The sequence below is a fragment of the Nonomuraea sp. NPDC049486 genome (assembly GCF_040676925.1).
GTDB lineage: Bacteria > Actinomycetota > Actinomycetes > Streptosporangiales > Streptosporangiaceae > Nonomuraea > Nonomuraea ferruginea.
The window spans coordinates 329396-354086 of the sequence record NZ_JBFAPV010000001.1; the positions used below are offsets into that span (position 1 = coordinate 329396).

Annotated in this window: 27 protein-coding genes; 13 read left to right on the plus strand and 14 right to left on the minus strand. The window is 71.5% G+C overall.

Annotated features, from left to right (window positions below; translation table 11 throughout):
• The first annotated feature begins 51 nt into the window (after positions 1 to 51).
• Together AB0K05_RS01600 and AB0K05_RS01605 are read left to right on the plus strand one after the other, a co-directional pair.
• Positions 52 to 546, plus strand: a complete 495-nt coding sequence (locus AB0K05_RS01600) for a helix-turn-helix domain-containing protein (protein ID WP_364225605.1) — start codon at positions 52 to 54, stop codon at positions 544 to 546.
• Positions 547 to 606: 60 nt separating this feature from the next.
• On the plus strand, positions 607 to 1497 hold the full coding sequence (locus AB0K05_RS01605) for an aminoglycoside phosphotransferase family protein (RefSeq protein ID WP_364225608.1): 891 nt from the start codon (positions 607 to 609) through the stop codon (positions 1495 to 1497).
• Between the two features lie 4 nt (positions 1498 to 1501).
• On the opposite strand, the gene AB0K05_RS01610 is transcribed toward AB0K05_RS01605, so the two are convergent.
• The gene (locus AB0K05_RS01610; protein ID WP_364225611.1) at positions 1502 to 2146 is read right to left on the minus strand and encodes a TetR/AcrR family transcriptional regulator; all 645 of its coding nucleotides are present in this window, start codon (positions 2144 to 2146) and stop codon (positions 1502 to 1504) included.
• 95 nt (positions 2147 to 2241) lie between these two features.
• Here AB0K05_RS01610 and AB0K05_RS01615 point away from each other — a divergent pair, with 95 nt between their 5' ends.
• Positions 2242 to 3045, plus strand: a complete 804-nt coding sequence (locus tag AB0K05_RS01615) for an alpha/beta hydrolase (protein ID WP_364225614.1) — start codon at positions 2242 to 2244, stop codon at positions 3043 to 3045.
• 11 nt (positions 3046 to 3056) lie between these two features.
• Here the strand turns inward: AB0K05_RS01615 and AB0K05_RS01620 are convergent, their stop codons facing one another.
• Entirely contained in the window at positions 3057 to 3494 is a 438-nt protein-coding gene (locus AB0K05_RS01620) for a hotdog domain-containing protein (protein WP_148037048.1), read from the minus strand.
• The gene (locus AB0K05_RS01625; protein ID WP_271276925.1) at positions 3495 to 4127 is read right to left on the minus strand and encodes a TetR/AcrR family transcriptional regulator; all 633 of its coding nucleotides are present in this window, start codon (positions 4125 to 4127) and stop codon (positions 3495 to 3497) included.
• Positions 4128 to 4245: 118 nt separating this feature from the next.
• On the opposite strand from AB0K05_RS01625, the gene AB0K05_RS01630 reads away from it, so the two are divergent.
• Positions 4246 to 4431 (plus strand): hypothetical protein, encoded by a 186-nt coding sequence (locus AB0K05_RS01630; protein ID WP_148037050.1) that lies wholly within the window; start codon positions 4246 to 4248, stop codon positions 4429 to 4431.
• A gap of 28 nt (positions 4432 to 4459) precedes the next feature.
• On the opposite strand, the gene AB0K05_RS01635 is transcribed toward AB0K05_RS01630, so the two are convergent.
• The 5 genes from AB0K05_RS01635 to AB0K05_RS01655 all read right to left on the minus strand — a co-directional run bounded on the left by AB0K05_RS01635 (position 4460) and on the right by AB0K05_RS01655 (position 8843).
• Complete coding sequence (locus tag AB0K05_RS01635; RefSeq protein WP_271276923.1) at positions 4460 to 5194, minus strand: hypothetical protein; 735 nt, start codon at positions 5192 to 5194, stop codon at positions 4460 to 4462.
• Positions 5195 to 5281: 87 nt separating this feature from the next.
• Positions 5282 to 6115, minus strand: coding sequence for an LLM class flavin-dependent oxidoreductase (locus AB0K05_RS01640; protein WP_364225619.1), 834 nt, complete (start codon positions 6113 to 6115; stop codon positions 5282 to 5284).
• The gene (locus AB0K05_RS01645; protein WP_364225622.1) at positions 6112 to 6972 is read right to left on the minus strand and encodes a GNAT family N-acetyltransferase; all 861 of its coding nucleotides are present in this window, start codon (positions 6970 to 6972) and stop codon (positions 6112 to 6114) included. Before AB0K05_RS01645 ends, AB0K05_RS01640 begins: the two co-directional genes overlap by 4 nt.
• Positions 6973 to 7019: 47 nt before the next feature.
• On the minus strand, positions 7020 to 7367 hold the full coding sequence (locus tag AB0K05_RS01650) for an STAS domain-containing protein (RefSeq protein ID WP_271276920.1): 348 nt from the start codon (positions 7365 to 7367) through the stop codon (positions 7020 to 7022).
• A gap of 33 nt (positions 7368 to 7400) precedes the next feature.
• On the minus strand, positions 7401 to 8843 hold the full coding sequence (locus AB0K05_RS01655; protein WP_271276919.1) for an LCP family protein: 1443 nt from the start codon (positions 8841 to 8843) through the stop codon (positions 7401 to 7403).
• A gap of 81 nt (positions 8844 to 8924) precedes the next feature.
• Here AB0K05_RS01655 and AB0K05_RS01660 point away from each other — a divergent pair, with 81 nt between their 5' ends.
• Positions 8925 to 9941 carry a glycosyltransferase family 2 protein gene (locus AB0K05_RS01660; protein ID WP_364225627.1) on the plus strand — a complete coding sequence of 339 codons (1017 nt, stop codon included), beginning with the start codon at positions 8925 to 8927 and terminating at the stop codon, positions 9939 to 9941.
• A gap of 37 nt (positions 9942 to 9978) precedes the next feature.
• Here AB0K05_RS01660 and AB0K05_RS01665 read toward each other — a convergent pair whose 3' ends face one another.
• On the minus strand, positions 9979 to 11226 hold the full coding sequence (locus AB0K05_RS01665) for an SDR family oxidoreductase (protein ID WP_364225630.1): 1248 nt from the start codon (positions 11224 to 11226) through the stop codon (positions 9979 to 9981).
• Positions 11227 to 11321: 95 nt separating this feature from the next.
• Here AB0K05_RS01665 and AB0K05_RS01670 point away from each other — a divergent pair, with 95 nt between their 5' ends.
• From AB0K05_RS01670 to AB0K05_RS01705, 8 genes are all read left to right on the plus strand, one after another.
• Positions 11322 to 12758, plus strand: coding sequence for a CDP-alcohol phosphatidyltransferase family protein (locus AB0K05_RS01670; RefSeq protein ID WP_271276916.1), 1437 nt, complete (start codon positions 11322 to 11324; stop codon positions 12756 to 12758).
• The gene (locus AB0K05_RS01675) at positions 12755 to 13378 is read left to right on the plus strand and encodes a DUF5941 domain-containing protein (protein WP_219543593.1); all 624 of its coding nucleotides are present in this window, start codon (positions 12755 to 12757) and stop codon (positions 13376 to 13378) included. The genes AB0K05_RS01670 and AB0K05_RS01675 overlap by 4 nt, the downstream gene beginning before the upstream one ends.
• Before the next feature lie 77 nt (positions 13379 to 13455).
• On the plus strand, positions 13456 to 14190 hold the full coding sequence (locus AB0K05_RS01680; RefSeq protein WP_219543592.1) for a phosphocholine cytidylyltransferase family protein: 735 nt from the start codon (positions 13456 to 13458) through the stop codon (positions 14188 to 14190).
• Between the two features lie 9 nt (positions 14191 to 14199).
• Positions 14200 to 15258: an iron-containing alcohol dehydrogenase family protein gene (locus AB0K05_RS01685; RefSeq protein WP_271276915.1), complete on the plus strand. Its 1059-nt coding sequence runs from the start codon at positions 14200 to 14202 to the stop codon at positions 15256 to 15258.
• Positions 15236 to 16003 carry a CDP-alcohol phosphatidyltransferase family protein gene (locus AB0K05_RS01690; RefSeq protein ID WP_364225636.1) on the plus strand — a complete coding sequence of 256 codons (768 nt, stop codon included), beginning with the start codon at positions 15236 to 15238 and terminating at the stop codon, positions 16001 to 16003. The genes AB0K05_RS01685 and AB0K05_RS01690 overlap by 23 nt, the downstream gene beginning before the upstream one ends.
• Before the next feature lie 188 nt (positions 16004 to 16191).
• Positions 16192 to 17076 (plus strand): glycosyltransferase, encoded by an 885-nt coding sequence (locus tag AB0K05_RS01695; protein WP_219543591.1) that lies wholly within the window; start codon positions 16192 to 16194, stop codon positions 17074 to 17076.
• Positions 17077 to 17174: 98 nt separating this feature from the next.
• Entirely contained in the window at positions 17175 to 17555 is a 381-nt protein-coding gene (locus AB0K05_RS01700) for a DUF4260 family protein (protein ID WP_364225639.1), read from the plus strand.
• Positions 17527 to 18024: a TetR/AcrR family transcriptional regulator gene (locus AB0K05_RS01705; RefSeq protein ID WP_271276913.1), complete on the plus strand. Its 498-nt coding sequence runs from the start codon at positions 17527 to 17529 to the stop codon at positions 18022 to 18024. Before AB0K05_RS01700 ends, AB0K05_RS01705 begins: the two co-directional genes overlap by 29 nt.
• On the opposite strand, the gene AB0K05_RS01710 is transcribed toward AB0K05_RS01705, so the two are convergent.
• The 5 genes from AB0K05_RS01710 to AB0K05_RS01730 all read right to left on the minus strand — a co-directional run bounded on the left by AB0K05_RS01710 (position 18021) and on the right by AB0K05_RS01730 (position 24352).
• Positions 18021 to 18737, minus strand: coding sequence for an acetoacetate decarboxylase family protein (locus AB0K05_RS01710; protein ID WP_148037064.1), 717 nt, complete (start codon positions 18735 to 18737; stop codon positions 18021 to 18023). The genes AB0K05_RS01705 and AB0K05_RS01710 overlap by 4 nt on opposite strands.
• A gap of 36 nt (positions 18738 to 18773) precedes the next feature.
• Positions 18774 to 19760 carry a glycosyltransferase gene (locus AB0K05_RS01715; protein WP_364225644.1) on the minus strand — a complete coding sequence of 329 codons (987 nt, stop codon included), beginning with the start codon at positions 19758 to 19760 and terminating at the stop codon, positions 18774 to 18776.
• Positions 19761 to 19816: 56 nt separating this feature from the next.
• Positions 19817 to 20983 (minus strand): acyltransferase family protein, encoded by a 1167-nt coding sequence (locus AB0K05_RS01720; protein ID WP_364225647.1) that lies wholly within the window; start codon positions 20981 to 20983, stop codon positions 19817 to 19819.
• 151 nt (positions 20984 to 21134) lie between these two features.
• Positions 21135 to 22757: an LCP family protein gene (locus tag AB0K05_RS01725; protein WP_364225650.1), complete on the minus strand. Its 1623-nt coding sequence runs from the start codon at positions 22755 to 22757 to the stop codon at positions 21135 to 21137.
• Between the two features lie 143 nt (positions 22758 to 22900).
• Positions 22901 to 24352 (minus strand): hypothetical protein, encoded by a 1452-nt coding sequence (locus AB0K05_RS01730; protein ID WP_364225653.1) that lies wholly within the window; start codon positions 24350 to 24352, stop codon positions 22901 to 22903.
• Between the last annotated feature and the right edge of the window lie 339 nt (positions 24353 to 24691).

The window sequence follows — 24691 nt, forward strand, 5'->3', positions numbered from 1 at the left end:
CTGCCGGTTCCTTCTTGTAACCAGCAGAATCGTCGAGCATCATGAAATGTCATGGAAGACGGCACTTCTGAGTCCCTCGGTCACTGCGGGGATACCGGCGACGACTACGACGTTCTCCAGTGGGACACCCGGGAGGACTGCGAGGTCCGGCAGATCCTCGACCGCGTCGCGGACAAATGGTCGCTGTTGGTGATCGCCCTGCTCGACCGGCGCAGCCTGCGCTTCACCGAGCTGCGCCGCATGATCGACGGGGTCAGCCAGCGCATGCTCACCCGTACGCTGCGGCACCTGGAACGCGACGGACTGGTCAGCAGGACCGTCCACCCGACCGTCCCGCCGCGCGTCGACTACGAGCTCACCTCGCTCGGCACGACCCTGCACTCCACCATCCGCGAGCTGGTCACCTGGACCGAGACGCACCAGAACGAGATCGCCGCCGCCCGCACCGCCTACGACGCCCGCGTGCTCGCCGAGAAGCGGGCGGCCGAGGCGGAGGCCGCCGAACGTGCCGAGATCGCCCGCACCGCCCTGGCCAGCACCCGCTGACGGCGCGGACGCCAGGAAAAGAGGTTGCGGGCCGGCATAGGCGCGGGGAGGCTTCCTCGGATGAGGATGCACGCCGGCCAGCTGACGGTGACGACCGAGACGGTGCGCGCGTTGATCGACGCGCAGTTCCCCCAGTGGCGCGGCCTGGACGTCAGGAGCGTCGCCTCCGAGGGGACGGTCAACGCCGTCTTCCGCGTCGGCGACCGGCTGGCCGCCCGGTTCCCGCTGGAGCCCGGGGACGTCGACCGGACGCGGCGATGGCTGCGGGCGGAAGCGGAGGCGGGCCGGGAGCTGGCGGGCCGGACGCGGTTCCGTACGCCCGAGCCCGTCGCGCTGGGTGAGCCGGGGGCGGGCTATCCGCTGCCGTGGGCGGTGCAGACGTGGCTGCCCGGTGTCGTGGCCACGGACGAGGACCCGGGGAAGTCGGCGGCGTTCGCGCGCGACCTGGCGGAGCTGATCGAGGGCCTGCGTGCCGTCGGCACGCGGGGCCGCACGTTCGCGGGCGGAGGCCGGGGAGGCGACCTGAAGTCCCACGACGCGTGGATGGAGACCTGCTTCCGGAATAGTGAAGGGTTGCTCGACGTCCCCAGGCTGCGGCGGCTGTGGGACTCCATGAGGAGCCTGCCGCGCGAGGCGGACGACGTGATGACCCACGGCGATCTGATCCCCGGCAACGTGCTCGTGGCGGACGGGCGGCTGGCGGGGATCCTGGACGTCGGCGGGTTCGGGCCGGCCGACCCCGCGCTGGATCTCGTGAGCGCGTGGCACCTGCTCGATCCGGGCCCTCGGCGGGTGCTCCGCGACGAGCTCGGTTGCGACGACCTCGAATGGGAGCGGGGCCGGGCGTGGGCGTTCCAGCAGGCGATGGGCGCGGTCTGGTACTACGCGGAGAGCAACCGGGCCATGAGCCGGATGGGCCGCCGCACCCTGGACCGCATCCTGGGCGGCTGAACCGTCAGCCGTAGGCCGCGAGGAACACCTCCACCGCCTGGCCGGCGATGCTCTCCAGCTCCTCGGCCGCGGGACCGGCGGGGGTGCCGGCGAACATCACCTGGTTCATCGGCTTGTACATGACCAGTCCGGCGAACTGGTAGGCGGCCAGCGTCTGGTCAGGCAGGTTCCGCAGCAGCCCGCGGTCCTCCAGGCGGCGCAGCGTCTCGCCCAGCATCACCAGCGACTGGTGGAAACCGTGCTCGAACCACGCCCCGGAGATGTCGGGGAACCGGTCGGCCTCGGCGATGACCAGGCGGCGCAGCCGCAGGACGTCCGGCTGGGTGAGGTTGGCGAGGAGGGCGCGGGCCAGGTCGTGCAGGGCCTGGCGCGCGTCGGTGGCCCGGTCGAGGTCGGTCGCGACCTGCCTGAAGCCGTCCATGAGCTGGGCTGTGGTGCCGAGGATGATCTCGGTGAAGAGGTGCTTCTTGTCCGCGAACTGCTTGTAGACGGTCTGCTTGGACACCGCGGCCTTGGCAGCCACCTCGTCCATGCTCGCTCCGAGGTAGCCGTTCTGCAGGAACACCTCGGTGGCCGCGTCCAGGATCGCGCGCCGCTTCCTGGCCGTGCGACCGGTCTCGGGCCCGGCGCCGCTCTGCTGTGGGTCCACAACACCTCCTTAAGGCTAGGCAGGGATAGTACTGGACAGTTCCGTACGGAAGCCAGTACTGTACCGTCCAGTTCCGGAGATGAAGGAGAGTAACCATGGGCACGGTCCGCTCGAAGGACGGCACCATCATCGCTTTCGACGCCGTGGGCGAGGGTCAGCCGCTGGTCATGGTCGACGGCGCCACCTCCCACCGCGCCGTCAACCCGCTGGGCGCCGAGGTCGGGGAGCTGCTGCGCGACGGGTTCCGCACCTACACCTACGACCGGCGCGGGCGCGGCCAGAGCACCGACACCGCCCCGTACGCGACGGAGCGCGAGATCGAGGACCTCGCGGCGATCATCGCCGACGCCGGAGGGCCCGCCATCGTCTGCGGGTTCTCCTCAGGCGCGGCCCTGGCCCTCGACGCCGCGGTGGCCGGGCTGCCGATCAGCCGGCTGGTGGTGTGGGAGCCGCCGTTCATCATCGACGACACCCGCCCGCCCCTGCCGCCGGACTATGTCGAGCGGCTCGACGAGGCGATCGCCCAGGGCCGGCCCGGCGACGCGGCGGCGCTGTTCTTCACCGCGGCGGTCGGCATGCCCGCCGAGGTCGTCGACGGTTTCCGGCAGAGCCCGTTCTGGGCGGCCGTCGAGGAGGTCGCGCACACGATCGCCTACGACGGCCGGTTCGTGGCGTCTGCGATGGCGGGCAATCCGCTGGACGAGGACCGCTGGGCCGCGGTCGACGTCCCCGTCCTGGCCATGCACGGCGACGGCACCGATCCGTCGCTGATGGTCGGCGCCCGCGCCGTCGCCGAGCTGCTGCCGACCGCCACGCTGCAGGTCGTCAAGGGGGAGCGGCACGGCGTGGCCGCCGACGTGCTCGCCCCGGTGCTCAGGCGGTTCGCCGAGACCGGCTGACGCGGCGGACGTCAGCCCGCCGCCACGGGCAGGAACAGGGGCCCGGCGGCGGCGCGGCTCTCGTCGCTGATGGGCGTGGGGCGGAACGTGACCGGGTCGAGGTTGACGTTGGCGCGGTAGCCCTCGGCGTGGGTGATCTCATGATCGGGGGACAGCACGAGGAAGCCGTACACCACGCTGCTGCGCCCCATGCGCTCGATCCAGAGACGCACCGCCAGCTCGCCCGCCCCCATGACCGGCGCCTCATAGGAGATCTTGAACTCGCGCACGGCGAAGGACACGTCCTTGAACGCCGACGTGGCAGGATCGGGCGACCAGCCGAGCCTGGTCCAGTAGGCGCCGATCGCCCGCTCCACCAGCAGGGCGTAGCGCGAGTTGTGCAACAGGCCCATGACGTCGAGGTCGTCGAAGTGGACGTGGACGGACTCGTAGTGTCCTTCGTCGGTCATTCAATCCTCCGGTAGCAGTGCGGGGTCGGGGCAGAGGGCGCGCAGCCTCTGCAGGACGGCGCGGCGGGCGTGCTCGACGGCCCGGTGGTCGTCGAGCAGGCGGGTGTGGGTGACGGCCAGCTCGCCGAGGGCCTCGATCTCGTACGCGAGCTGCCCGGGATCGACGTCGGGCCGGAGCTCGCCCAGCGAGATCGCTTCGGCGACGAGCCTCCGGATGAACGCCAGCCAGTCGCGCAGCGCCTGGGAGACGCGTTCGCGCACCTCTCCCGGCCGGTCGTCGAACTCGGTCTGCGCCGCCAGGAAGAAGCACCCGCCGGGCAGCACCCGGTCGGCGTAGAAGCGCAGCCGCAGCTCGTGCAGCGCGAACAGCCTCCGGACGCCCGCCGGCGCGCGCAGCGCGGGAGAGATGATCTGCTCGGTCCACTGGCGGGCCGCCCAGTCGACGGCGTCGAGCTGGAGCTGCTCCTTGTCGCGCCAGTGGGCGAAGAAGCCCGACTTGCTGATGCCGAGCGTGGTGGCCAGCCGGCCGAGCGAGAGCCCGTCGAGGCCCTCCACGGAGGCCAGGCTCACGGCCTGATCGAGGATCGCCTCCCGGCTCCGCTGGCCGCGCAGCCGGCGGCCGTCGTGTGTCATACCGGCAGACTATATGAACGACCGGTCGTTTACCTAATCAGGTCTTCCTCCTGTTAAACCGGGCTGATGGTGGATAAGGAGGAAACGACGGTAAAGACACTGATCAAGGGAGATGCGCATGCTGCGTCGGAGGAGTCACAGGTCGATGCTCGCGGCCGCCGCGATGGTGGCCGTGCTCGGGTTGACCGGCGCCTGCGGAGGCGGTGGCGACGACGGCGACGACGACCCGGATGTCGTCAACACCAACCAGCAGAACGACGACCAGGACGACGGCCAGGACGACAACGACCAGGACGGCGACTGACCCGGGAGCCGGGAGCACGGCCGCCGGATCAACCAACCCCCTTGATCCGGATATTTCCGGATTCGCTTCTGGCGACGATCGTCCGATCGCTCCTGGCGCTCTTCAGCTCGGAGCGTTCGGACCCCTCGGCGGACTCGGCGGTGATCGCGTACTTCTCGCGCGGCACCGCCACCGTCACCCCGCCCTCCCGCGACCGGGCGTCCAGCTTGACGGGCGCGACGGCGAAGGCCAGCGCGATCGAGCCGCTCACCGTCCGGGCCCGCACGTCGGCCGACTTGAGGCCCGAGCCCTTGATCGGCTCCTCGCCGCCCAGGAGGCGCAGCCTGCCCGACGTCCCTTCGGCCGTGATGGGACCGCGGGTCGAGACGTCCGCGTCCTGGTCGAGGTTCTTCAGGATGACGCCGTCGTCGGAGCCGTCGACCACGAGCCTCGTCCCCGGCGGCACCCGTACGTGGTAGCGGGCGCCGCAGGTGCCGAACACCATGGTGCAGTCGGCGCTCAGCCGGAGCACGCCCCCTCGGAACGACCAGGAGGCGTTGCCGTCCCTGGCCGCCTTCCCCTCCAGCCACCGGTCGACCCGGACCTCGCCGGCCGTGCCCGGCAGGAAGCGCAGGCCGCCCACGGAGGACTTGACGACCAGCGTCGCCCCTGAGTGGGCGAACGCCCGCGCGGAGTGCGTCTCGGTGTCGTCGAAGGTCGCGCCGCAACCGGCGAGCCCGGCCATCCCGGCGATCACCGCTGCCACTGTCAAGGTCCGCTTCATGCTTCCGATCGTGGCCGGGGCGCCGGTGGGCGCGGATCGGCCGTCCGGCCGATCGCCGTCCGCCTTTCGGCCAGATCCCGGTACGGGTCAGAGCGCGGTGAGGAGGGCCTCCACGTGGGGGACCGGGTCGGCGGCGACCGGGCGGACCAGCACGGTGCCGGCGCCCGCCGACCACAGGGCCCTGACGTGCGCCGCGGCCTCCTCGGCGGTGCCGACGGCGCTCGCCACCTCCTCCGGCGGCACGCCCAGGAACTCGGCCTGGCCCTCGGCCACGTGGGCGGGGAAGCCCGGCCCGACGTGCAGGTAGGTGAAGGCGGCGAGCTCGTGATCACCGGTGGGGGAGATCTGGCCGAGCGCCTGCCTGACCTGGTCGGGACCGAGGCCCTCGGGCAGGATCGTGCCCTGCGCCACCCGTCCGGACAGGGCCAGCGAGCGGGGACCCTTGACGCCCGCCAGCACCGGCGGGACCTCACGCGGCGGGTGCACCAGCGACAGCCCGTCCAACTGGACCGACCGGCCCGCCATGGTGACCGTCTCGCCCCTCAGCAGCGCCCGTACGGAGGTGATCGTCTCCTCCAGGAGGGCCAGCGGCGACGGCGGCGCGGCCCCCGCCTGGGCCATCCACGCCGGCACCCCGTGGCCGATCCCGGCGGCCAGTCTGCCGGGGTGCAGCCGGGCCAGGTTGGCCAGCTCCATGGCCAGCAGCATCGGGTTGCGCAGCGGCGCCGGGGCGATGCCGATGCCCACGCGCAGCCGGGAGGTGACGGCCAGGGCGGTGGCGGCGGAGGAGACGCCGCCGGTCCAGCCCAGGTCCTCGACCACCCACAGGTCGTCCACCCGGTCCAGGGCGTCGAGCGCCCGCGCCACCGGCACGAGCCGCTCCGGCGGCAGATCCCGGTCGAAGATCACACCAAGTCTCACGAGGACATCCCATCACGGAGTCGCCAGTAGTAGCGGTGCAGGCGGCCGGCCTCGGAGTATCCGGCCCGCAGGAACGCCGCCGCGGTCGGGGCGTTGGCCACGTCGGTGGCGGCCACGACGCGCTGGACCCCGGCCTCGGCGAGCGTGCGGGTGCCGTGGGCCAGCAGGTCGTCGACGTAGCCGTGGCCGCGATGATCCGGCACCACCCCGATGTAGGCGATCGAGTGGTCGTCGGGCGCGACCAGGCCGACCGGCTCGCCGTCCAGACAGCCGATCACGAACCAGCCGGGCTTGCCCTTGCGGTTCATCAGGTCGTCGTACATCCAGCGCGCCTCGTGCTCGGCCCCCACCGTCGCCAGCTCCACCCGGGTGTCGTGGTCGAGCGACCCGTACGAGATGCGCACCAGCAGGTCGAGCACCTCGGCCGGGTCGAGCTCCCTGGCCGGGCGGTAGGTCAGCCGGCCGGGGTCGGCGGGCAGGTCGCCGCCTGGCCGCCATTCGAGCAGCAGCCGCTCGACCTCCAGCGCGAACCCGGCGCCGGTCAGCGACTCGTGCTCGACCGCACGGTCGATGAGCGGCGACAGGCCGGACGGCAGCGAGATGTCATGGATGACCTTCGGGACGCCGGCGGCGGCGAGGGCGCGGCGCAGCAGGCGCGAGGCGGCGGCCGGGTCGGGGCCGGCCGTGAACTGCCAGACGATCATCGGCTCCGCGCCGGCGAAGGGCGCCCAGAACGCCAGCCGGACGGGCCCGTCAGTGAAACACCACTCCGGCCGGGTCCTGCCCTCGTCGTGGGCGGCCACGAGCTGGGACCGCGCGGGCTCGGGGAACTCCTCGAACAACGCCAATGCCTCCACAGGAGAACCGCAGGGACGATGACATCGTCTCGCATCCCTGGGCAGGGCTACGCCGCGGCGGCGAGCGCCGCCTGGGCGTCCGTGAGCGAGGGGCTCGTCTCGAAGTGGCGGTCGAGGTTGGTGATCGTCAGCAGGTGGCTGATCATGCCCTCCTGGAGGACCAGGATCAGCCTGCCGCCGGTGCGCCGCGCGTGGTTGTGCGTCGAGACCAGCACGCCCAGCCCCACCGAGTCGCAGAACGGCACCTCGCTCAGATCCATCACGAGCATGAGCGGGCCGGGGGAGGACAGGACCGGCTCCAGCTCGGCGCGCAGCCGGGGAGCGCCCGCCACGTCGAGCTCCCCGGAGACGCGCAGGACCGTGCAGAGTTCCTCCTGCCAAGACCTGACAATCATGGGGAAAGGGTGCCCCCTTGGCTGATTGTTAACCTATTTCTTGCAGATGTTCTGCGTTGCCGTTTCCGCAGATGGGGAAGCGCTCGGCCGCGCCGACGGCGTCGTGGAGGCCTTGGGCTTGGCCACCTTCGGCTGGTCGGCGCCGATGACGACCTCGATCTCCTTGACGTCCGCCTTCCGCAGGTCGGACCCGGGGATGGCGGCGGCGACCGTGCGGGCGGCGGCCTCCTGGCCGGGGCCGTAGCGCACCACGGTCTTCTTGTGGTCCTTGCGCGCGGTGTTGCCGGCGTCCTCGGGCACCTGGAAGCCGTACGCGACCAGCGCGGTGCGCGTCCGGGCGCCGAGCCCGGTGATCAGCGTGCCGTTGAGCACCTTGACCGAGATCTGCTGCGGCGGGACGGACGTCGGCCCGGCCGAGGCCTTGGCCGAGGGACTCGCCTTGGGGGTGGGCTTGATCAGGTCCTGGTCGGCCTCGATGGCCCGGAACAGCTCACGCGCCTTCTGCTTGTCCCACAGCACCGCCGACTCGCCCGTGGAGGTGCGGAAGTCGACGTCCTCCAGCGGCACGTCGGCGAACTGCACGTTGTCGAGCTTGACGTCCCGCAGCTGGGTGGCCAGCCCGAGCAGCCCGTCGTCGGGGTCGACCTTGATCGTGCCGAGCGTGGTGTTGACGAACGAGGCCAGCTTGGCCGGGTTGGCCAGCGTGTCGGCGCTCAGCGCCCGGTTGAGCAGGGCCGAGATCACCTGCTGCTGCCGGTCGATCCGGTCGAGGTCGGAGCGGGCGGTGGCGCGGGTGCGGGCGTAACCCAGCGCCTGCGCGCCCTGCAGCTCGTGGGTGCCGGCGGCGAGGTTGAGACCGGTCTTCGGGTCGTTGATCGGCACGGGCGTGCAGACGGTGACGCCGCCGAGCGAGTCGACCACGTCGATGAAGCCCAGCACGTTGACCTCGATGTACCGGTTGATCTTCAGGCCGGTGGCCTGCTGCACGGCCTGCACGGTGAGCTTCGGGCCGCCGAACTGGTAGGCCGAGTTGATCTTGTGATCGCCCTTGCCGGGGATCGTCGTCCAGGTGTCGCGCGGCAGGCTCACCACGGTGATCCGGCTGTGGTCCTCCGACAGGTGGATCACCATCATGGTGTCGGTGCGCTGGCCCGACTCGCGGCCGAGCTTGAGCTCGTTCTGCTTCTTGCGGGTGAGGTCGTCGCGCTTGTCGACGCCCACCAGCAGGATGTTCTCCGCCCCGCGCGGCGCGGTCTCCTCGACCCCCGCGTCGACCGTGCCGATCTGGCGCGGCGTCGCCCACACCACGCCGGTGCCGATCAGGACGCCCGTGGACAGCAGGCCCGCGAGGACCGCGTTGCGCCGCCGCACCCTGGCGCTCCTGCGCGGCCTGCGCCGCCCGCCGGCGAGCTTGACGCCGCCGTAGGCGTCGCCGCCCACGATCACCCCGGCGTCCTCCTCGCCTGGGTCGCGCATGACCGTCCCCCTCCGTGCCGCCGGAGGATTGCGCTCTCGATTGCCGTCCTCCCGTGGTCGTACAGTAGCGTGAGCCCCGCCATGAAGCAGTTCCCCGACTCGCCGCACGCGCCAGCGGAGACGCGTGGCTGGCCCCCCATCTCCGTCGTCATGCCGGTCCTCAACGAGGAACGCCATCTCCGCGAAGCCGTCGACCAGGTGCTCGCCCAGCACTACCCGGGTGAGATCGAGGTCGTCCTCGCCGTCGGTCCGTCACACGACCGCACGCAAGAGGTCGCCGACGCCATCGCCGCCGCCGACCGCCGGGTGACCGTCGTGCCCAACCCCACGGGCCGCACACCCAACGCGCTCAACGCCGCCATCGCCGCCTCCCGCAACGGCATCATCGCCAGGGTCGACGGCCACGCCATGCTCCCGCTCGACTACCTGCGGGTGGCGGTCGAGACCCTGTACGAGACAGGAGCCGACAACGTCGGCGGCGTGATGGCGGCCGAGGGCGTCAGCCCGTTCGAGCAGGCCGTCGCGTGCGCGATGACCTCCAAGATCGGCGTGGGCGCGGCGGCCTTCCACGTCGGCGGCACGGCCGGGCCCGCCGACACGGTCTACCTCGGCGTGTTCAGGCGCTCCGCGCTGGCCCGGGTGGGCGGCTACGACGAGCACTTCCAGCGCGCCCAGGACTGGGAGATGAACCACCGCATCCGCCAGACCGGCGGCCTGGTGTGGTTCCAGCCGCGGATGCGGGTCTCCTACCGGCCTCGGCCCAACGTCAAGGCGCTCGCCAAGCAGTACTTCCACTACGGCAGATGGCGCCGGGTGGTGGCGCGCACCCACGAGGGCACGATCAACCTGCGCTACCTCGCGCCGCCTGCCGCCGTGCTGGCCATCCTGCTCGGGCTGGTGGTCGCGCCGTTCTTCCCCCTGGGGTTGGTCGTCCCGGGCGGATACGCCGCGGCCATCGTGGCGGGTTCGGCGCTGACCGGAAGCGGGCTGCCCTGGTCGGCCAGGCTGCGGCTGCCGGTGGTGTACGCGACCATGCACATGTCATGGGGCTGGGGCTTCCTCACCAGCCCCCGCAAACTGGCCCGCCCATCCCGCTGACGCCACGCACCGTTCCGTACGGTGCGTGAGCGTGGGATCAGCCTTCCATGACCTGTCCGGTCAGGCCGGAGGCGAGCGCGTCCAGGCAGGTCCGCGCCGTCCGGTGGGGGTCGGTCGTGAGGACCGCGTTGACGCGGATGTCGTCGGCTGCCCATTCGGAGGCGAGGGCTCGGGCCAGCTCGGCGGTCGCCGCACGGGCCGGGGCGGCGACGCTGCCGTCGCCGCCGTCTGCCTGGAGGACGAGGGTGCCGCCGGTCTCGCGCAGGAGCGGGTACGCGGCCCTGGCGACGTTCGACGCCCCGAGGCAGGCCAGGGCCAGGGCTTCCGCGTCGGCCGCCGCGAGCGAACCGGGGCGCGGCCCCGCGAGGTGGATGACGTGGTGCACCGGGCCCGCCTCGGCCAGGGCCTTGGCCGCCTGCTCCTCCGTACGGGCCAGGTCCGCGGGGAAGCACCGCACCACCGCGCCGTATCCGGACGCCAGGACGGCGAGGACGGCGCCGTCGCCGAACACCGCGACCGTGCGGCCGGAGAGGACCCGCCGGTAGTCGGGCGGGGCGGGCGCGGGCGTGCCGGCGGCGGCCAGGCGCAGTAGCTGGTCGGCGATGGACAGGTCGATCGGGTGGGTGACCTTCATGTTGCGCTCGCTGCCCGGCACCAGGTAGATCGGCACCTCCGGCAGGTAACGCAGCACCACGCCGCAGTCGTCGGTCGCCTGCCGGGTGGCGAAGCCGGGATCGGCCATCGCCCGCCGGTACGCCTCGCGGATCACCGACAGCCGGAACGCCTGCGGCGTCTGCGCCCGCCGCAGCCGCGACCGGTCCAGCACCTCGCGCACGATGTCGTCCTCGGCCACCAGCACCGTGTCGGAGCTGGGGATCGCCACCTCGACGGCTTCGTACGTCTCCAGGGCGCGGACACAGTCGGTGATGATCCGGGGCTCCAGCAAGGGCCGCACGGCGTCGTGCAGGAGCACGTTGCACTCCCGCTCGCCCACCGCCTGAAGGGCCCGCCAGGTGCTCTCGGTCCGGCTCGCCCCGCCCTCGACGATCGCGGTCACCTTGCCGAAACCGCACCGCCGCACCAGCTCGCGCACCGGCTCCACGAACCCCGGCGTCATCAGCACGACCACCTCGTCGACGTCGGGAGAGGCGTCGAACAGCTCGATCGTGTGCTCCAGGATCGTCCGCCCGGCCAGCTTGATGAGCTGCTTCGGCTCACTGTGGCCGACACGCCGGCCTGTGCCGCCCGCGAGCACCACGCCGATGGAGGGCAGCCGAGAAATCATAGTTCGAGGGTAACGGTACTGGTCCGTGCTATCGCGTGGCCCGATCGCTACGCTGTGTGCCACGCGCTCCCTCATCAAACGGGAGGACCCGCGCCTTGACCGACTCGCTCACCGAGAGCGGCACGATCGTGCTGCTCGCCACGACACCGGCGGCCCGGCTCGGCTGCCGCGAGGGCACGCTCACCGACCGGCTCGCGGACCAGCTCGCGACCCTGCCCACCCGCGAGGTCCAGGTGCTGACGTCGGCCGGCGGGCTCGCCGCCGACCTGCGCGTGGTGGCCAAGCTGGCGCGCGTGGCGTCGGGGCCGGTCGCCCTGCTGCCCGGCGACCTGGTGGCCCACACGGAGGCGCTGGCCGTACTGCTGGAGCACCCGGCGCGCGACACGCGGGCGCTGGTCGACGGCGAGGCCGCGGCGGGGCCGACCCGGCCGCCGCTCCGCGTCGAGGGCGGGCGGATCACCGCGGCGGGCAGCTCGTTCCACACCGTGCCGGAGGCCAACACCGCGTTCGCCGGCGGGCTGCAGGCCGGCGAGGCCGACCTGGGCGTGCTCGCCGAGGTCGCGGAGGAGCTGGCGGAGCTGGCGGAGTCGGGCAGGCTCGGCCCCGTCACCCCTGTCGAGACCGTCGACCTGCTGCTGGTCGGGCTGGTCAGATCCGGGGTGCCGGTGCGCACGGCGGCGCTCGGGCCGCTCCACTGCGTGCGGCCCACCGGCCAGGCCTCCGCCGACGCCGCGATCGAGCGGCTCGCGGAGGTGGACGAGGACCAGGTCCGCCTCGACGGCGCGGTGAAGTCCGACGACGGCTTCTTCACCTCATACCTCGTCTCGCCCTTGACCCGCCATCTGATCAGGCCCGCGCACGCGCTCAAGCTCACCCCGAACGCCGTCACCGGCGTCTCGGTCGCCGTGGCCGTGCTGGCGGCGGTCTGGTTCTCCCAGGGCGGCAGGGTCGCGCTGGTGGCCGGGGCCCTGCTCTTCTACCTGTCGTTCGCGCTCGACTGCCTCGACGGCCAGCTCGCCCGCTACACGCGCGGGTACACGCCGCTCGGCGCGTGGGCCGACGGGATGGCCGACCGGTTCAAGGAGTACGCGGTCTACGTGGGGCTGGCCTACGGCTACGCGGCCACGCACGGCGGCGGCAACCCCGACGGCATCTGGTTCCTCGCCGTCGCCGCCATGATGCTGCAGGCCGTCCGCCACTCGCTCCAGTTCGCGTACGCCGGGTCCGTGTGGGACGCCGGCCAGACCGGCGCGCTGCCTGCCAGGCCATCGCGCTCGCTGCTGGAGCCGTCCGACGCCGGGCGCCGCCGCCCTCGGCAGGGGCTGCTCAGGATCGCCCAGCGGGTGCGTCACGGCTCCGCGGTCCACTGGCTGCGCAGGATGGTCGTGCTGCCCATCGGGGAGCGTACGGCGCTGATCGCGGTCACGGCCGCGGTGTCCGACGCCCGGGTCACGTTCGTGGCGCTGCTCGGCTGGGGCGCGGTGGCCGCCGCCTACCAGCTCGTCGGCCGGATGATGAGGTCTGCTGAATGAGCTCTGTCCACATGGTGCCGGTGCCCCGGGGCAAGGTCGTGGCCTACCGCGACGACGGGCCGCTCTCACGCGGCATGGGCATGCTCGTGGCCGGGCAGCTCCCGCCGCTGCCGCCGCTCGTCGCCGCCGCCTTCGTCATCGGGATCCTGCTGCTGATGGGGGTCGCGGGGGCCGGCGGGCTGGCGGTGTTCGCGCCGCTCGTCACGCTGCTGCTGGCCGGGCCGGGCAGCTCCCATCCGCACGACGGCCGGCTCGACTGGATGGCGCCGCCGATCCTGCGCGGGATCGAGTACGCCTTCATCGCCGCCTGCGGCTTCGCCCACGGTGTGCCCCCGGTGCTGATCTTCCTGCTGCTCGGGGCGGCCGCCTTCCACCATTACGACCTGGTCTACCGGCTGCGCCAGCAGGTCTACCCGCCGCCCTGGCTGGCCGCGCTCGGCCTCGGCTGGGAGGGGCGGATGCTGGTGCTCGGCCTGTTCGCCCTCGTGGGCTGGGTGACCGGTGGGTTCGTGCTGCTGGCGGTGTATCTGTGGGGCGCTTTCGGGTGGGAGAGCCTCACATGCTGGCTCGCCGCGCCCAGGACCGGGGTGCGCACGGCGGACACGGGAACGCAAGACTAACGGCGGATTACCCTCACGAGGCCGAAAGCCAACTAACCTTTGGGCCTACGTAGTCATGCTCGACTGAGGAGTGCACGTTGCTGGGAATGGTGCTGGCCGCTGGAGCCGGACGACGCCTGCGGCCGTACACCGACACGCTGCCTAAGGCGCTCGTGCCGGTCGACGGCGAGACCACGATCATGGACATCTCGCTGCGCAACCTGGCCGCCGTGGGCCTGCGCGAGGTCGTGGTCGTCGTCGGTTACGCGGCGCAGGCCGTACACGAGCGCAAGCGCGAGCTGGAGGAGCGTCACGGCGTCGAGCTCACCCTCGTGCACAACGACAAGGCCGAGGAGTGGAACAACGCCTACTCCCTGTGGTGCGCGCGTGACTACTTCGGCCGCGGCGCGCTGCTGGTCAACGGCGACACCGTGCACCCCGTCTCGGTCGAGAAGACGCTGCTCGCCGCGCCCGAGACCAGCGACATCCTGCTCGCCGTCGACGACGTGAAGAAGCTGGCCGACGAGGAGATGAAGGTCACGCTCTCCGAGGAGGGGGCGCTGCGCCGCATCACCAAGCTGATGGACCCGTCCGACGCGTACGGCGAGTACATCGGCGCCACGCTCATCCGGCCGGGCGCCGCCGAGCGGCTGGCCGACGCGCTCAAGGCCACCTTCGAGCGCGACCCGCAGCTCTACTACGAAGACGGCTACCAGGAGATGGTCGAGCGAGGCGAGGCCATCCACGTCGCCCCCATCGGCGAGGTCGACTGGGTCGAAGTGGACAACCACGACGACCTGGCCAAGGCCCGCACCATCGCCGTCCACTACTGAGGGGGCCGGATGCCGCTTCTTGCGAGGATGCTGCCCGCGCCGATCCAGATGGAGGTCAGGCGCGGTGCCGTCGCGGAGCTCGGCGCGCTGCTCGCCGACAGCAGGGTCGCCACCTCCGGCCGGGTCGCGGTGGCCGTCGGCCCCGGCCAGGGCGACCACATAGAGAGCCTGATCGCGCCGACGCTGGACGAGGCCCAGGTGTTCCGCGTCTCCGACGGGAGCGTGGAAGCCGCCGTCTCGCTCGGCGCCGACCTGCGGAAGGGCGCCTACGAGGTGGTGGTGGGCGTGGGCGGCGGCAAGACCATCGACACGACCAAGTACGCCGCCTCGCTGGCCGGCATCCCCATGGTCGCGGTGGCCACCAACCTGTCCCACGACGGCATCTGCTCGCCGACGGCCTCCCTGCTGTACGAGGGCGGCAAGGGCACGTTCGGTGTGCCGATGCCGCTGGCCGTCCTGGTCGACCTCGACTTCGTGCACAAGGCCCCGCAGTCGCTGGTCCGCTCGGGCGTCGGCGACGTGCTCGCCAACCTGTCGGCGTGCGAGGACTGGCAGCTCAGCCACGTCGAGCGCGGCGAGCCGATAGACGGGCTGGCCTGTTCGATGGCGCGCACGGCCGCCGAGGCGCTGCTCGGCAGGGCCGACTCCGTCGAGTCCGACGCGTTCCTGACCGTTCTGGCCGAGTCGCTGATCCTGTCGGGCATGTCGATGGTGGTCGCCGGCTCATCGCGGCCCGCGAGCGGTGGCGACCATGAGATCATGCATGCCGTGGACCAGCTCTTCCCCGGCACCTCCAACCACGGCGAGCTCGCCGGGGTCGGCACCGCCTTCTGCTACTTCCTGAGGGAGGACGAGGCCCGGCTCAAGCAGGTGGTCGGCTGCCTGCGGCAGCACCAGCTGCCGGTGACCCCCGGCGACATCGGGCTGAGCAGCGAGCAGTTCACCGCCGCGGTCTCGCTCGCGCCCGCCACCCGTCCCGGCCGTTACACGATCCTGGAGCACCTGCGCCTGCAGGACTCCGAGATCCGCGATCGGGTGGAGGACTATGTCCGGGCCTTCGGTCGCTGAGCTGCGCGGGGTCGCCCAGCCCGCCGGTCACCTGGAGCGCCGCAACGGCGAGCACTGGGCGGGCGTGCTCTACATGCGCAGGCTGTCGATCTACGTCACCTGGTTGATGACCAGGACGAGCGTCACGCCCAACCAGCTCACCTGGGTGATGACGGTGGCGGGGGTCGCGGCCGGGGTGGTGATCGCGCTGCCGGGGTTGTGGGCGGCCGTGGCCGCCGCCCTGCTGATCCAGGTCTACCTGCTGCTCGACTGCTCCGACGGCGAGCTGGCCCGGTGGACCGGCAAGACCTCGCTGACCGGCGTCTACCTCGACCGGGTCGGCGCCTACTTCGCCGAGGCGGCGCTGCTGGCCGGGCTGGGCTGGCGGGCGTCGGCCGTGCTGCCCGACTGGTACACCGTGCTGGGCTTCGCGGCGGCGCTCGGCGCGATCCTCATCAAGGCGGAGTCCGACCTGGTGGAGGTGGCGCGGGCCAAGGGCGGCCTGCCCGCCGCGACCGAGTCCGCCGCCGTGCAGTTCCGCTCAGGGCTGCTGGGGCTCGGCAGGCGGGTCCTGGCGGCGACCGGGTTCCACCGGATCGTGCAGCCGATCGAGCTGTCGCTGCTCGCGCTCGCGACGGCGGTGATCGACGTGGTGCGGGGCGATTTGGCGGCCACCCGGGTGCTCGTCGTGGCCTGTGTGTTCGCGGCAGGGCTACAGGTTGTCCTGCATTTGGTCAGCATTCTCGCGTCGAGGCGGCTGGCGTGATGCGATTCTCGGAACCGGCAGGGCTTCTCGTCCGTCGTATTGATCGGACATCCCCGGTTCGGTGGGGGTTCACTACCGGTTCCGATACGCTTAGCTCCACCAATATCAGGAAATAAGCCACCCAGCAGACTCGGTGATCATGAAAGATTGCTCCGCCCGTGCTCTCAACGCGTCAGGACGATGATTCGTTGAAGATCTCGTGCGTCATCCTCACCATGGGAAACCGGGTCGCGGAGCTGGACCGGGCGGTCGAGTCCGCGCTCAACCAGATCGACGGTGACGTCGAGGTGGTGATCGTGGGCAACGGCGCAGACGTGCCCGAGCTGTCCGCGACGCCCCCCGCTGGCTCGTCGGCGACCGTGAAGACGATCCGGCTCGACCACAATACGGGCATACCCGCGGGCCGCAACCGCGGGGTCGAGGAGTGCTCCGGTGACGTGGTGCTGTTCCTCGACGACGACGGCTGGTACGCCAACCAGAAAGTGGCCGCGCACGTCCGCGACCGCTTCGCCACCGAGCCCGACCTGGCCGTCATCTCCTTCCGGGTGATGGACCCCGACGGCGGCATCGGCCAGCGACGTCACGTCCCGCGCCTGCGCGCCGGCGACCCGGAGCGCAGCTCACCGGTCACCACGTTCCTGGGCGGCGCCTCCGCCGTCCGCCGCTCGGCCTTCCTCCAGGTGGGCGGGCTGCCGGAGCGGTTCTTCTACGCGCACGAGGAGACCGACCTGGCCTGGCGGCTGCTCGGCGAGGGCTACCGGATCGAGTACGACGCCGAGACCGTGATGTACCACCCCCAGGTGCCGCCGACCCGCCACGCCGAGTTCTACCGGCTCAACGCGCGCAACCGGGTGTGGCTGGCCCGCCGCAACCTGCCGTGGCCGCTGGCGGCGCTCTACTTGCTCGACTGGGTGGTGCTGACCCTGATCAGGGAGCGCGGCTCCAAAGACTCGCTGAAGGCATGGTTCACCGGGTTCTTCGAGGGCCTGCGCACACCCGCGGGCGAGCGCCGCCCGATGGCCTGGAAGACGGCCTGGCGCATGGTGAAGCTCGGCCGCCCGCCCATCGTCTGAAAGCCCTCGCCGTCACGGCGAGGGCTTTTCCCCGCTTGACGGCTAACGCTGTTAGCCTTAGCCTTTGGCTAACAGTGTTAGCCGACGTGGGAGCAGTCATGAGAAGAGCGGCGTGGGGTGGTCTGGCGATCTTCTGCCTGGCCTTCATCGTCTTCGAGGTGGCCAAGCACGGGGGGATGTCCTGGGTCACAGCGGTGGTCTTCGCGATCCTGCCGGACCTGGCCATGCTCGTGGGGGCGAGGAAGGCCGGCGGTGGACGGCTGTCACCGCGGGCGGTGCCGTTCTACAACGCGGCACACCGGGCGTGGGCGCCCCTCCTGCTGCTGGTTGGATACGTATTCTGGCCGATCGGCGGAGTGCCGACGTGGACCGCCGGGCTCGCCTGGCTGATGCACATCGCCGCCGATCGCGCGTTCGGTTACGGACTACGGGAACGGGATGGGAGCCGGCGTGTCCGAGCGGTCACGGCAGATCGTTGAGGCGGCCCTGCGCCTCGTCGAGGAGGGCGGCGCGGAGGCGCTCACCATGCGGGCGCTGGCCGGGCGGCTGGGCATCCGGGCCCCTTCGCTCTACAAGCACTTCCCCGACAAGAGCGCCGTCGAGGCCGAGGTGATCGCGATCGCCATGCAGGACCTGGCGCGGGCCCTGGAAGCGTCGCAGGGCGGCCTGGGAGTGCTGGCGCGGGCCTACCGCGCCTACGCGCTGGCCCACCCCCATCTCTACCGGCTGATGAGCACCGGGCCGCTGCCGCGCGGACTTCTGCCCGCCGGACTGGAGGACCGGACGGCTCTGCCCCTGGTCAAGGCCGTCGACGGTGACCCGCTGCTGGCGCGGGCCGTGTGGGCCTTCGCGCACGGCATGGTGATGCTGGAGCTCGACGGTCGTTTCCCGCCAGGTGCCGACCTCGACGGCGCCTGGCGGGCAGGGCTGGCCGCGTTCGCCCGCTAGCGGACGAGCTCGGCCTCTTCCAGGGCCATGGTGGCGTGCGCGACCGTGCCGGCCAGCAGGGGGCGCTTGGGCAGGCCCAGCTCGCTCAGCTCCTTGGCGATGGGATGGTTGCCCAGCCGGATCAGCGCGCCGCCGGGGCGCACGCGGAGGCCGCGGGTCTGGACGGTCCACGGGATGCGCCGGGTGAGCCCGTCGCGGTGCGTGTAGGCGTCCAGGGCGATCACCGGGCCCGGTCCGGGCAGCGGAGCGCCGGGCTTGACCAGCATGTCGAGCACGAGCCTGCCGTCCCTGCTCAGGACACACCGTTTGTACGGGGAGCCGAGCCGCAGGTCGATGTCGGCCAGCTCCTTCGGCACGCCCCACAGCGAGCGCCCCGCCTCCAGCGTGAAGCCCTGGTCGACCGGCATCCAGTGGACGAACGCGGCCGCGTTCCGCAGGTCGGCGAGCCCCACCGAGCCCGTCGCCCCCGGCCGACGGATCAGGAACGCCATGCCGAACTCGTGGTAGGAGTCGAGATCGCCGTCGCGGTAGTCGGCGAACACCAGCACGCAGACGGCCTTGCCGGGCAGCACCTCGGCCACGTCCAGCCCCGAATACGCGAGCACGGCCCGTGCGGCGTCGGCCCGGACCAGGTAGAGAGCGCCACACACCATGACGTCCCGTACCCGGACGGGCATGCTCACCGTCCGGCCCTGGATCAGATGCGATGCCATGGCGTCTAGTACATCAACCGCCGGACGCCGTGACCATCACCCCGCGGACCTGCTCTGTACCGCGAACGACGGGGCGCGGGCGGGAATCCCGGCCCAGCCTTCCATCCGGGCCACGAACGCCGGCGCGTGGTCCGGCCAGTGGTGGTGCGTGCGGGCGTGCGCGTGCCCGCGCGCGGCGAGCGACCGGCGCAGCTCGGGGCTCTCCTTCAGGTCGAGCACGGCGTCGAGCGCCGCGTCCACGTCCAGCGGGACCACGAAGCCGCAGCCCGCCCGCTCCACCACCCCGGCGCCCTGCGAGGTGGTCACGACGGGGAGGCCCCGGCCCAGGTAGTCGAGGATCTTGGTGGGCGGCCCGGTCACCGCTGGACCGGCCAGCGACAGGCCGGCCAGCGCGCCCTCGGCCATCCGCAGCGCGTGCCTGAGCGGCACGTGGCCGAACCAGTCCAGCAGGCCGACCCGCTGGGCGTCGCGCAGCAGCGGGCGCGCCGCCGGGTCGGCCTGGCCGATGAGGTCCATCCGGATGCCGTGCGGGGCCAGCCGCCGGGCCAGGCCGATGAGTTCGTTCACGCCCCTGGCGGCCGACAGCCGGCCGATGTGGACCACTCTCGTCTCCCCGGGAGGGGGCGGCTCCGGCGCCACGAGAGTGGCCTCGGGCACCACGTCCGGTGTGATCACGTGGCACCTGCGTGCGGCCCGCGCCAGCCTGGCCTCGGAGACGTCCTCGCGTACGTCCCAGACGACCGGAGGGCGGCGGTACGGCAGCGCGCGGAGGAGACGGGCGTCGTGCACGAGCAGGAGGTCGGCGCCCCGCACGCCGCGCCTGAGAGCCGACCGGGCCCGGCCCGGGCCCGCCTCGCGCGCCACGTCGACGGCGGTGAGCCGTGGGGTGGGCGTCACGTTGTGGTAGGTGAACGGCGCGACGTAGGTCACCTCGTGGCCGGCGTCGAGCAGCGCCCTGATCTGCCGATGCATGATCCGGGCGTCCTCGGGATGATGGACGACGGTGGCAACGCATACCCGCATGCGTCGATGCTCCGCGCCGACCGGGTCAAGGGCGTGAATGCGGGGGGAACTACCGCTTAACTTCTGGAAGGACGGCGATAGAGCCAGGTCAGGCGCGGCTCCAGCACCCACTTGAAGACCGTCCGGGTCTCCGGCAGGCACAGCACGATCGCCAGCGCGAAGCAGCTGAAGCTGATTGCCAGCGCCCCGAGCGGGCCGTGCAGCCACGGCAGGTTGAGCCAGCCCTGCTCCTTGGCGATGAGCACCGGGATGCCGTGGAGCAGGTAGCAATAGAGGGTGCGGGTGCCGAGATCGGAGTACCACGTCTCGCCCCGCGGCACCAGCGCCAGCACCGCGAAGCAGAGCGCCAGGGCGCAGACCAGCAGCCCGACGCGCACGCCCAGCCCCATGTACCAGGACAGGTCCATCTTCTCGTAGCTGTTCTTGAAGTAGAACGGCGCGAGCTTGGCCCTGGGCGCGATGAGGATGGCCACGGTGGCCGCGGCGACGATGGTGAACACCGAGACAATCTTGATCCACAGCCGGTTGAGCAGCTCGAAGTGCTCCGGCTGCATGACCAGCCCGATCACGAAGAACGGCAGCAGGCCGAAGAACCGGTCCATGCTGAAGTCACCGGAGATCTCGGAGAACCCGGCGAACAGGTAGATCGCGATCGCCACCGGGATCGGGAACTTCATCCGCTTCCACACCGGCGTCGACAGCCGCCAGAACAGCAGCGCCAGCAGATACCAGTTGAGCCACGCCGGGTCGATGATCGTCAGGCTCCACTTCTGCCCGAGGGAGAAGCGCAGCGCCGCGTAGCCGACCTCGACGATCACGTACGGCACGAGGAACGTGTCGACGAGCTTGTTGGTCTTGGCGTTGGAGTTCCAGAAGTTTCTGGACAGGTAGCCGCTGATCAGCACGAACAGCGGCATGTGGAAGGTGTAGATGAAGATGTAGAGCGCCCGGTTGGAGTCGGCGTCGAGCGTCGGCACCAGCGAGTGGCCCACCACGACGAGCGCGATGAGCACGAACTTGACGTTGTCGAGGTACGGGTCGCGCCTGCGCTTCGGCGGCCCGGCCTCGGGCTCGGGCTTCTGGGCGGGCTCGGCCTGCTCCTGGCCAGGGCGCTCGAAGAGGCCGCCGCCGCCGGGGAGCGGCCAGCGGGCCCCTGTGTTCGCCGGCCCCGCACTCTCTTCGCCGGGAACCTGGACCGGAGGGGAGTACTTGGTGTCAGACACAGGGAAGTCGCTCAGCTTCGCTCGGGGCCGGGGTACGCGACAGGCGGCGACGCCCGCGAGGGCGAGCCGCGTCGCCGACCCGAACCACCCTAGCGGGCGCCGGAGGTCCTGTCTCACGGCCTGAGGGTTACACAGACAACTTGCAGGAGCCTTACACGCAGACGTTCTTCTGCTGGGACGCGGTGATGGTGTTCTTCTCCACGGCCTCCGACAGCTTGGTGACCTTGACGGCCTTGAAGTCGGTGCCGATGACGAGCTGGAGCACCGGCCCCTTCGGCCCGTCGGCGGCCGGCGCGGTGGTGGGGGCCACCGTCGGCGTGTAGGGCTCGGTGTTGGTGGGCCTGACCTTGCCGGCCGTCGCGTCGGGCGCGGGGTTGAGCTTCTTGGTCAGCACGTCGGCGTGGTCGGCGCCGGTCTCGGCCGTCTTCGGGTAGCGGACCTCGGTGGCGGCGACCGGCTGGCCGCCGGCGTCGGCGTAGTTGCCCAGCCCGGTGACCTGGAAGCCCTCCTTGGCGAGCTGGTCGGCGACCTCGCGCGCCCTGCCCGGTTCGCCGGTGGCGTTGAGCACCTGGATCCGCACCTGGCCGGGCTTGACGGCGACCTTCGGCTTGTCGGCGGTCGCGCTCGGCGTGGGCTCGGGGAGCTCGGTGTCGTTGATGATGGAGTCGAACAGCTCGCCCGCCGCCGGCTGCTGCCAGACGACGCGGTTCTCGTCCTCGGGGTCGGGGATCCACGGGACCGTGGTGAGCTTGACGCCCTTGGCGGTGAGGTCCTTGGCGCTCATGCCGATGTCGATGAGCTTCTGCGGGTTGTTGGCCAGGTCGGGGTCCATGGTCACCGACTGGGCGGCCGACTTGATGAACCCGGTCAGCTTGATCGGGTCGGTGAGCAGGTCACTGCTGGTGGCCTTGGCGATGACCTTGCTGAGGAAGATCTGCTGGCGCTTGATGCGCTGGATGTCGCTGCCGTCGCCGTAGCTGCGCAGCCGCACGTAGCCCAGCGCCTTCTCGCCGTCGAGCAGGCTCTTGCCGGGCGGGAGGACCAGCTTGGCCTTCTTGTCGTTGACGCCGGACTTCAGGCAGATCTCGATGCCGCCGAGCGAGTCGACGATGTTCTTGAAGCCGCTGAAGTCGACCTCGACGAAGTGGTTGATGCGGATGCCCGTCAGCGTCTCCAGGGTGGACATCGTGCAGGCGACGCCGCCGTCGTTGTAGGCGGAGTTGATCATCGCGCGGCGGGGCGGCATCTCCTGTTTGGTCGTCTCGTTCTTGCACTTGGGGATGTCCACCATCGAGTCGCGCGGGAAGCTGACGAGCCTCGCCTGATCGCGGTTGGGGGAGATGTGCAGGACGATGATCGTGTCGGTGCGCTTGCCGCCCGCGTCGGCCAGCCGGGCCGTCTCCTGGCCGTACTGGGCGTTGCCGTCGCCCGCGCGGGTGTCGGAGCCGACCAGCAGCACGTTGAGCGCGCCGGTGTCGCGGGGGCGGGGGTTGATGATGTCGTCCTTGACGTTCTTCTGGTCGATCGCGCCGAACGCGTCGCGGTAGGCGACGTAGCCGGTCAGCGAGCCGGCGACCATGAGGGACGTGGCCGCGATGCTGACCCAGGCCAGCACGCGCATCTTGCCGCCGCCGCCGTCTCCGGCCCGCCGGCCGCGCTCGGGCTCCTTCGGCGGAGGCGGCGCCGAGGCGGCCATCCTGCGTGCCATCCTGCTGCCGGGCTGGGTCGGGGCGGACCTGCTGTCCTCTACGGACATGCCTCTGTAGTCACTCATGCGCCCCCTAGCCTCGTCGCTGCGCCTCACGCGCTGGCTCGGTCGTTCTGCGCCACGAGACTAGGTCACCGGCGGCGTCGCCGCAGCCATGACTGGAGGAATCGACCGTGACCCAGCGGTGATGATACCGGGGCAAAGCATACTCAGAGTTGGACATTTCGTGGAATAAGATCAGTAAATTCTCTACCGTTCCCGCAGGCCAGCGCCGCCGCCAGGCAGGCGAGCGGCACCGCCGGCAGCACGTACCGGTAGTCGAACTCGGCCACGGCCGCCGGAGTGATCAACAACACCACGGCCACCGACCAGGGCAGCAGCCACAGGGCACGAGGGGAACCCGGGCCTCGCCCGTACCGGAATGCCCGCCACGCCACGGCGGCGGGCGGCACGAGCAGGATCACCAGCAGGACCGTGCCGGGGATCCGCGCCACGTCCTGGTAGGCGCGCATCCACCCGGCGTACGGCTCCACGATCGAGGTGCCGATCGGGCCCTGCTCGTAGCGCTTGGCGAACTCGGTGCCGACCTGCGCCGGGTAGCGGCCCGGCGGCCCCGGCGGGGTCTCGGGGAACTGGTAGTAGCCGTAGATCTCCTGGTCGGGGTAGACCGGGCGGCCCCACACGAACGAGCGGCCCAGCTCCGCCAGCACCGAGCCGGCGTAGTCGAGCGGCTGCGTGCGGATCGCCAGCAGCGCGAAGCGCATGGCCAGGTCGTCGGTCTCCTTCGTGAACGTGATGCCGGGCAGGGCCACGATCGGCGCGTCCCTGGCCCAGATGTACTCCTGCGACGGCGGCCGCTGGTCGGCGGGGCGCGGGTCGCACAGCACCCGCAGGTCGGGCGGCGGGTCCATCTCGGCGCAGTCGGCGAACGACATCGTGCGGGCGTAGAGGAAGACGCCGTTCGCGCCGATGACGCCGACCCGCTGGTAGGTGGCGTAGAACCAGCCCCCGTACGCGAGGATCGGGACCACCGCGGCCACCAGCATGATCCAGGCCGGCCTGATCTGACGGCGCAGCAAGAACCAGGCCACCAGCACCACGATCAACGGCTGCCCGACGGTCCTGGTGAGCGAGGCGGCGGCCAGCAGCAGCCCGATCGTGACCGCCTTGGGCCGTCCGGCGAGCGCGAGCGCGACGGCGGCGACGACCAGGAACATGAACAGCGTGTCGGAGACGAGCAGGTGCTCCAGCTCGATCTGGTACGGCTCCACCAGCACGGGGGCGGCGGCCAGCGTCGCGATCCACCTCCGGGTGTGCCGCGCCGCGGCCCAGTAGACCAGCACCCCGGTGGCCAGCCCCAGCAGGTGCTGGGCGGCGGTGACCGCGCCGAAGGAGTGCAGCGGCTCCAGCAGCTTCATGAACATCGAGTAGCCCGCCGGGCGCACCAGATCGGGCCGGGGGCGCAGGACGGTGACCACGTAGGTGTAGGAGTCGGGGAACCACAGCGCCGGCCGGTAACCGAGCATCGTGACCACCCGCAGCGCGGCGCCGATCGCCAGGACCGCCAGAAACCACCCGTGCCGCCCGAACCCGGCCCGCTCATCCACCACGCCGCGCACGCGAGCGGCTGCTCGCCGCGCGCCCTCCCGATCTCCCCCCACGCCGCGTACGCTACCGGCCCCCGCCCGCGGTGCCGTCATCTCAAACCGGTTCCTTGTCTCCCGTCACGTCGCGGCGCTGGGTCTTCTTCCGTCCCGCCGCGTTCGCTACCGGCCCCCGCGCCCTCCCGATCTTCCCCCCCCCCGTCACGTACGTGACCGGCCCCGCCCGCCCTGCCGGTATCCCAAGCCGGCCACGTCGTGTGCTGCCGTGGTCACCTGCTCGGGCTGGGGTCTCCTTCTTCTGTTTTCCGCCGTAGGTGGGGTGGACACTCAAAAGCCTTTTGGGAAACCCCTCGGGCTGGGCGCCGATAGCAAGCCTTCGGCCTGCCCGACCCGCCG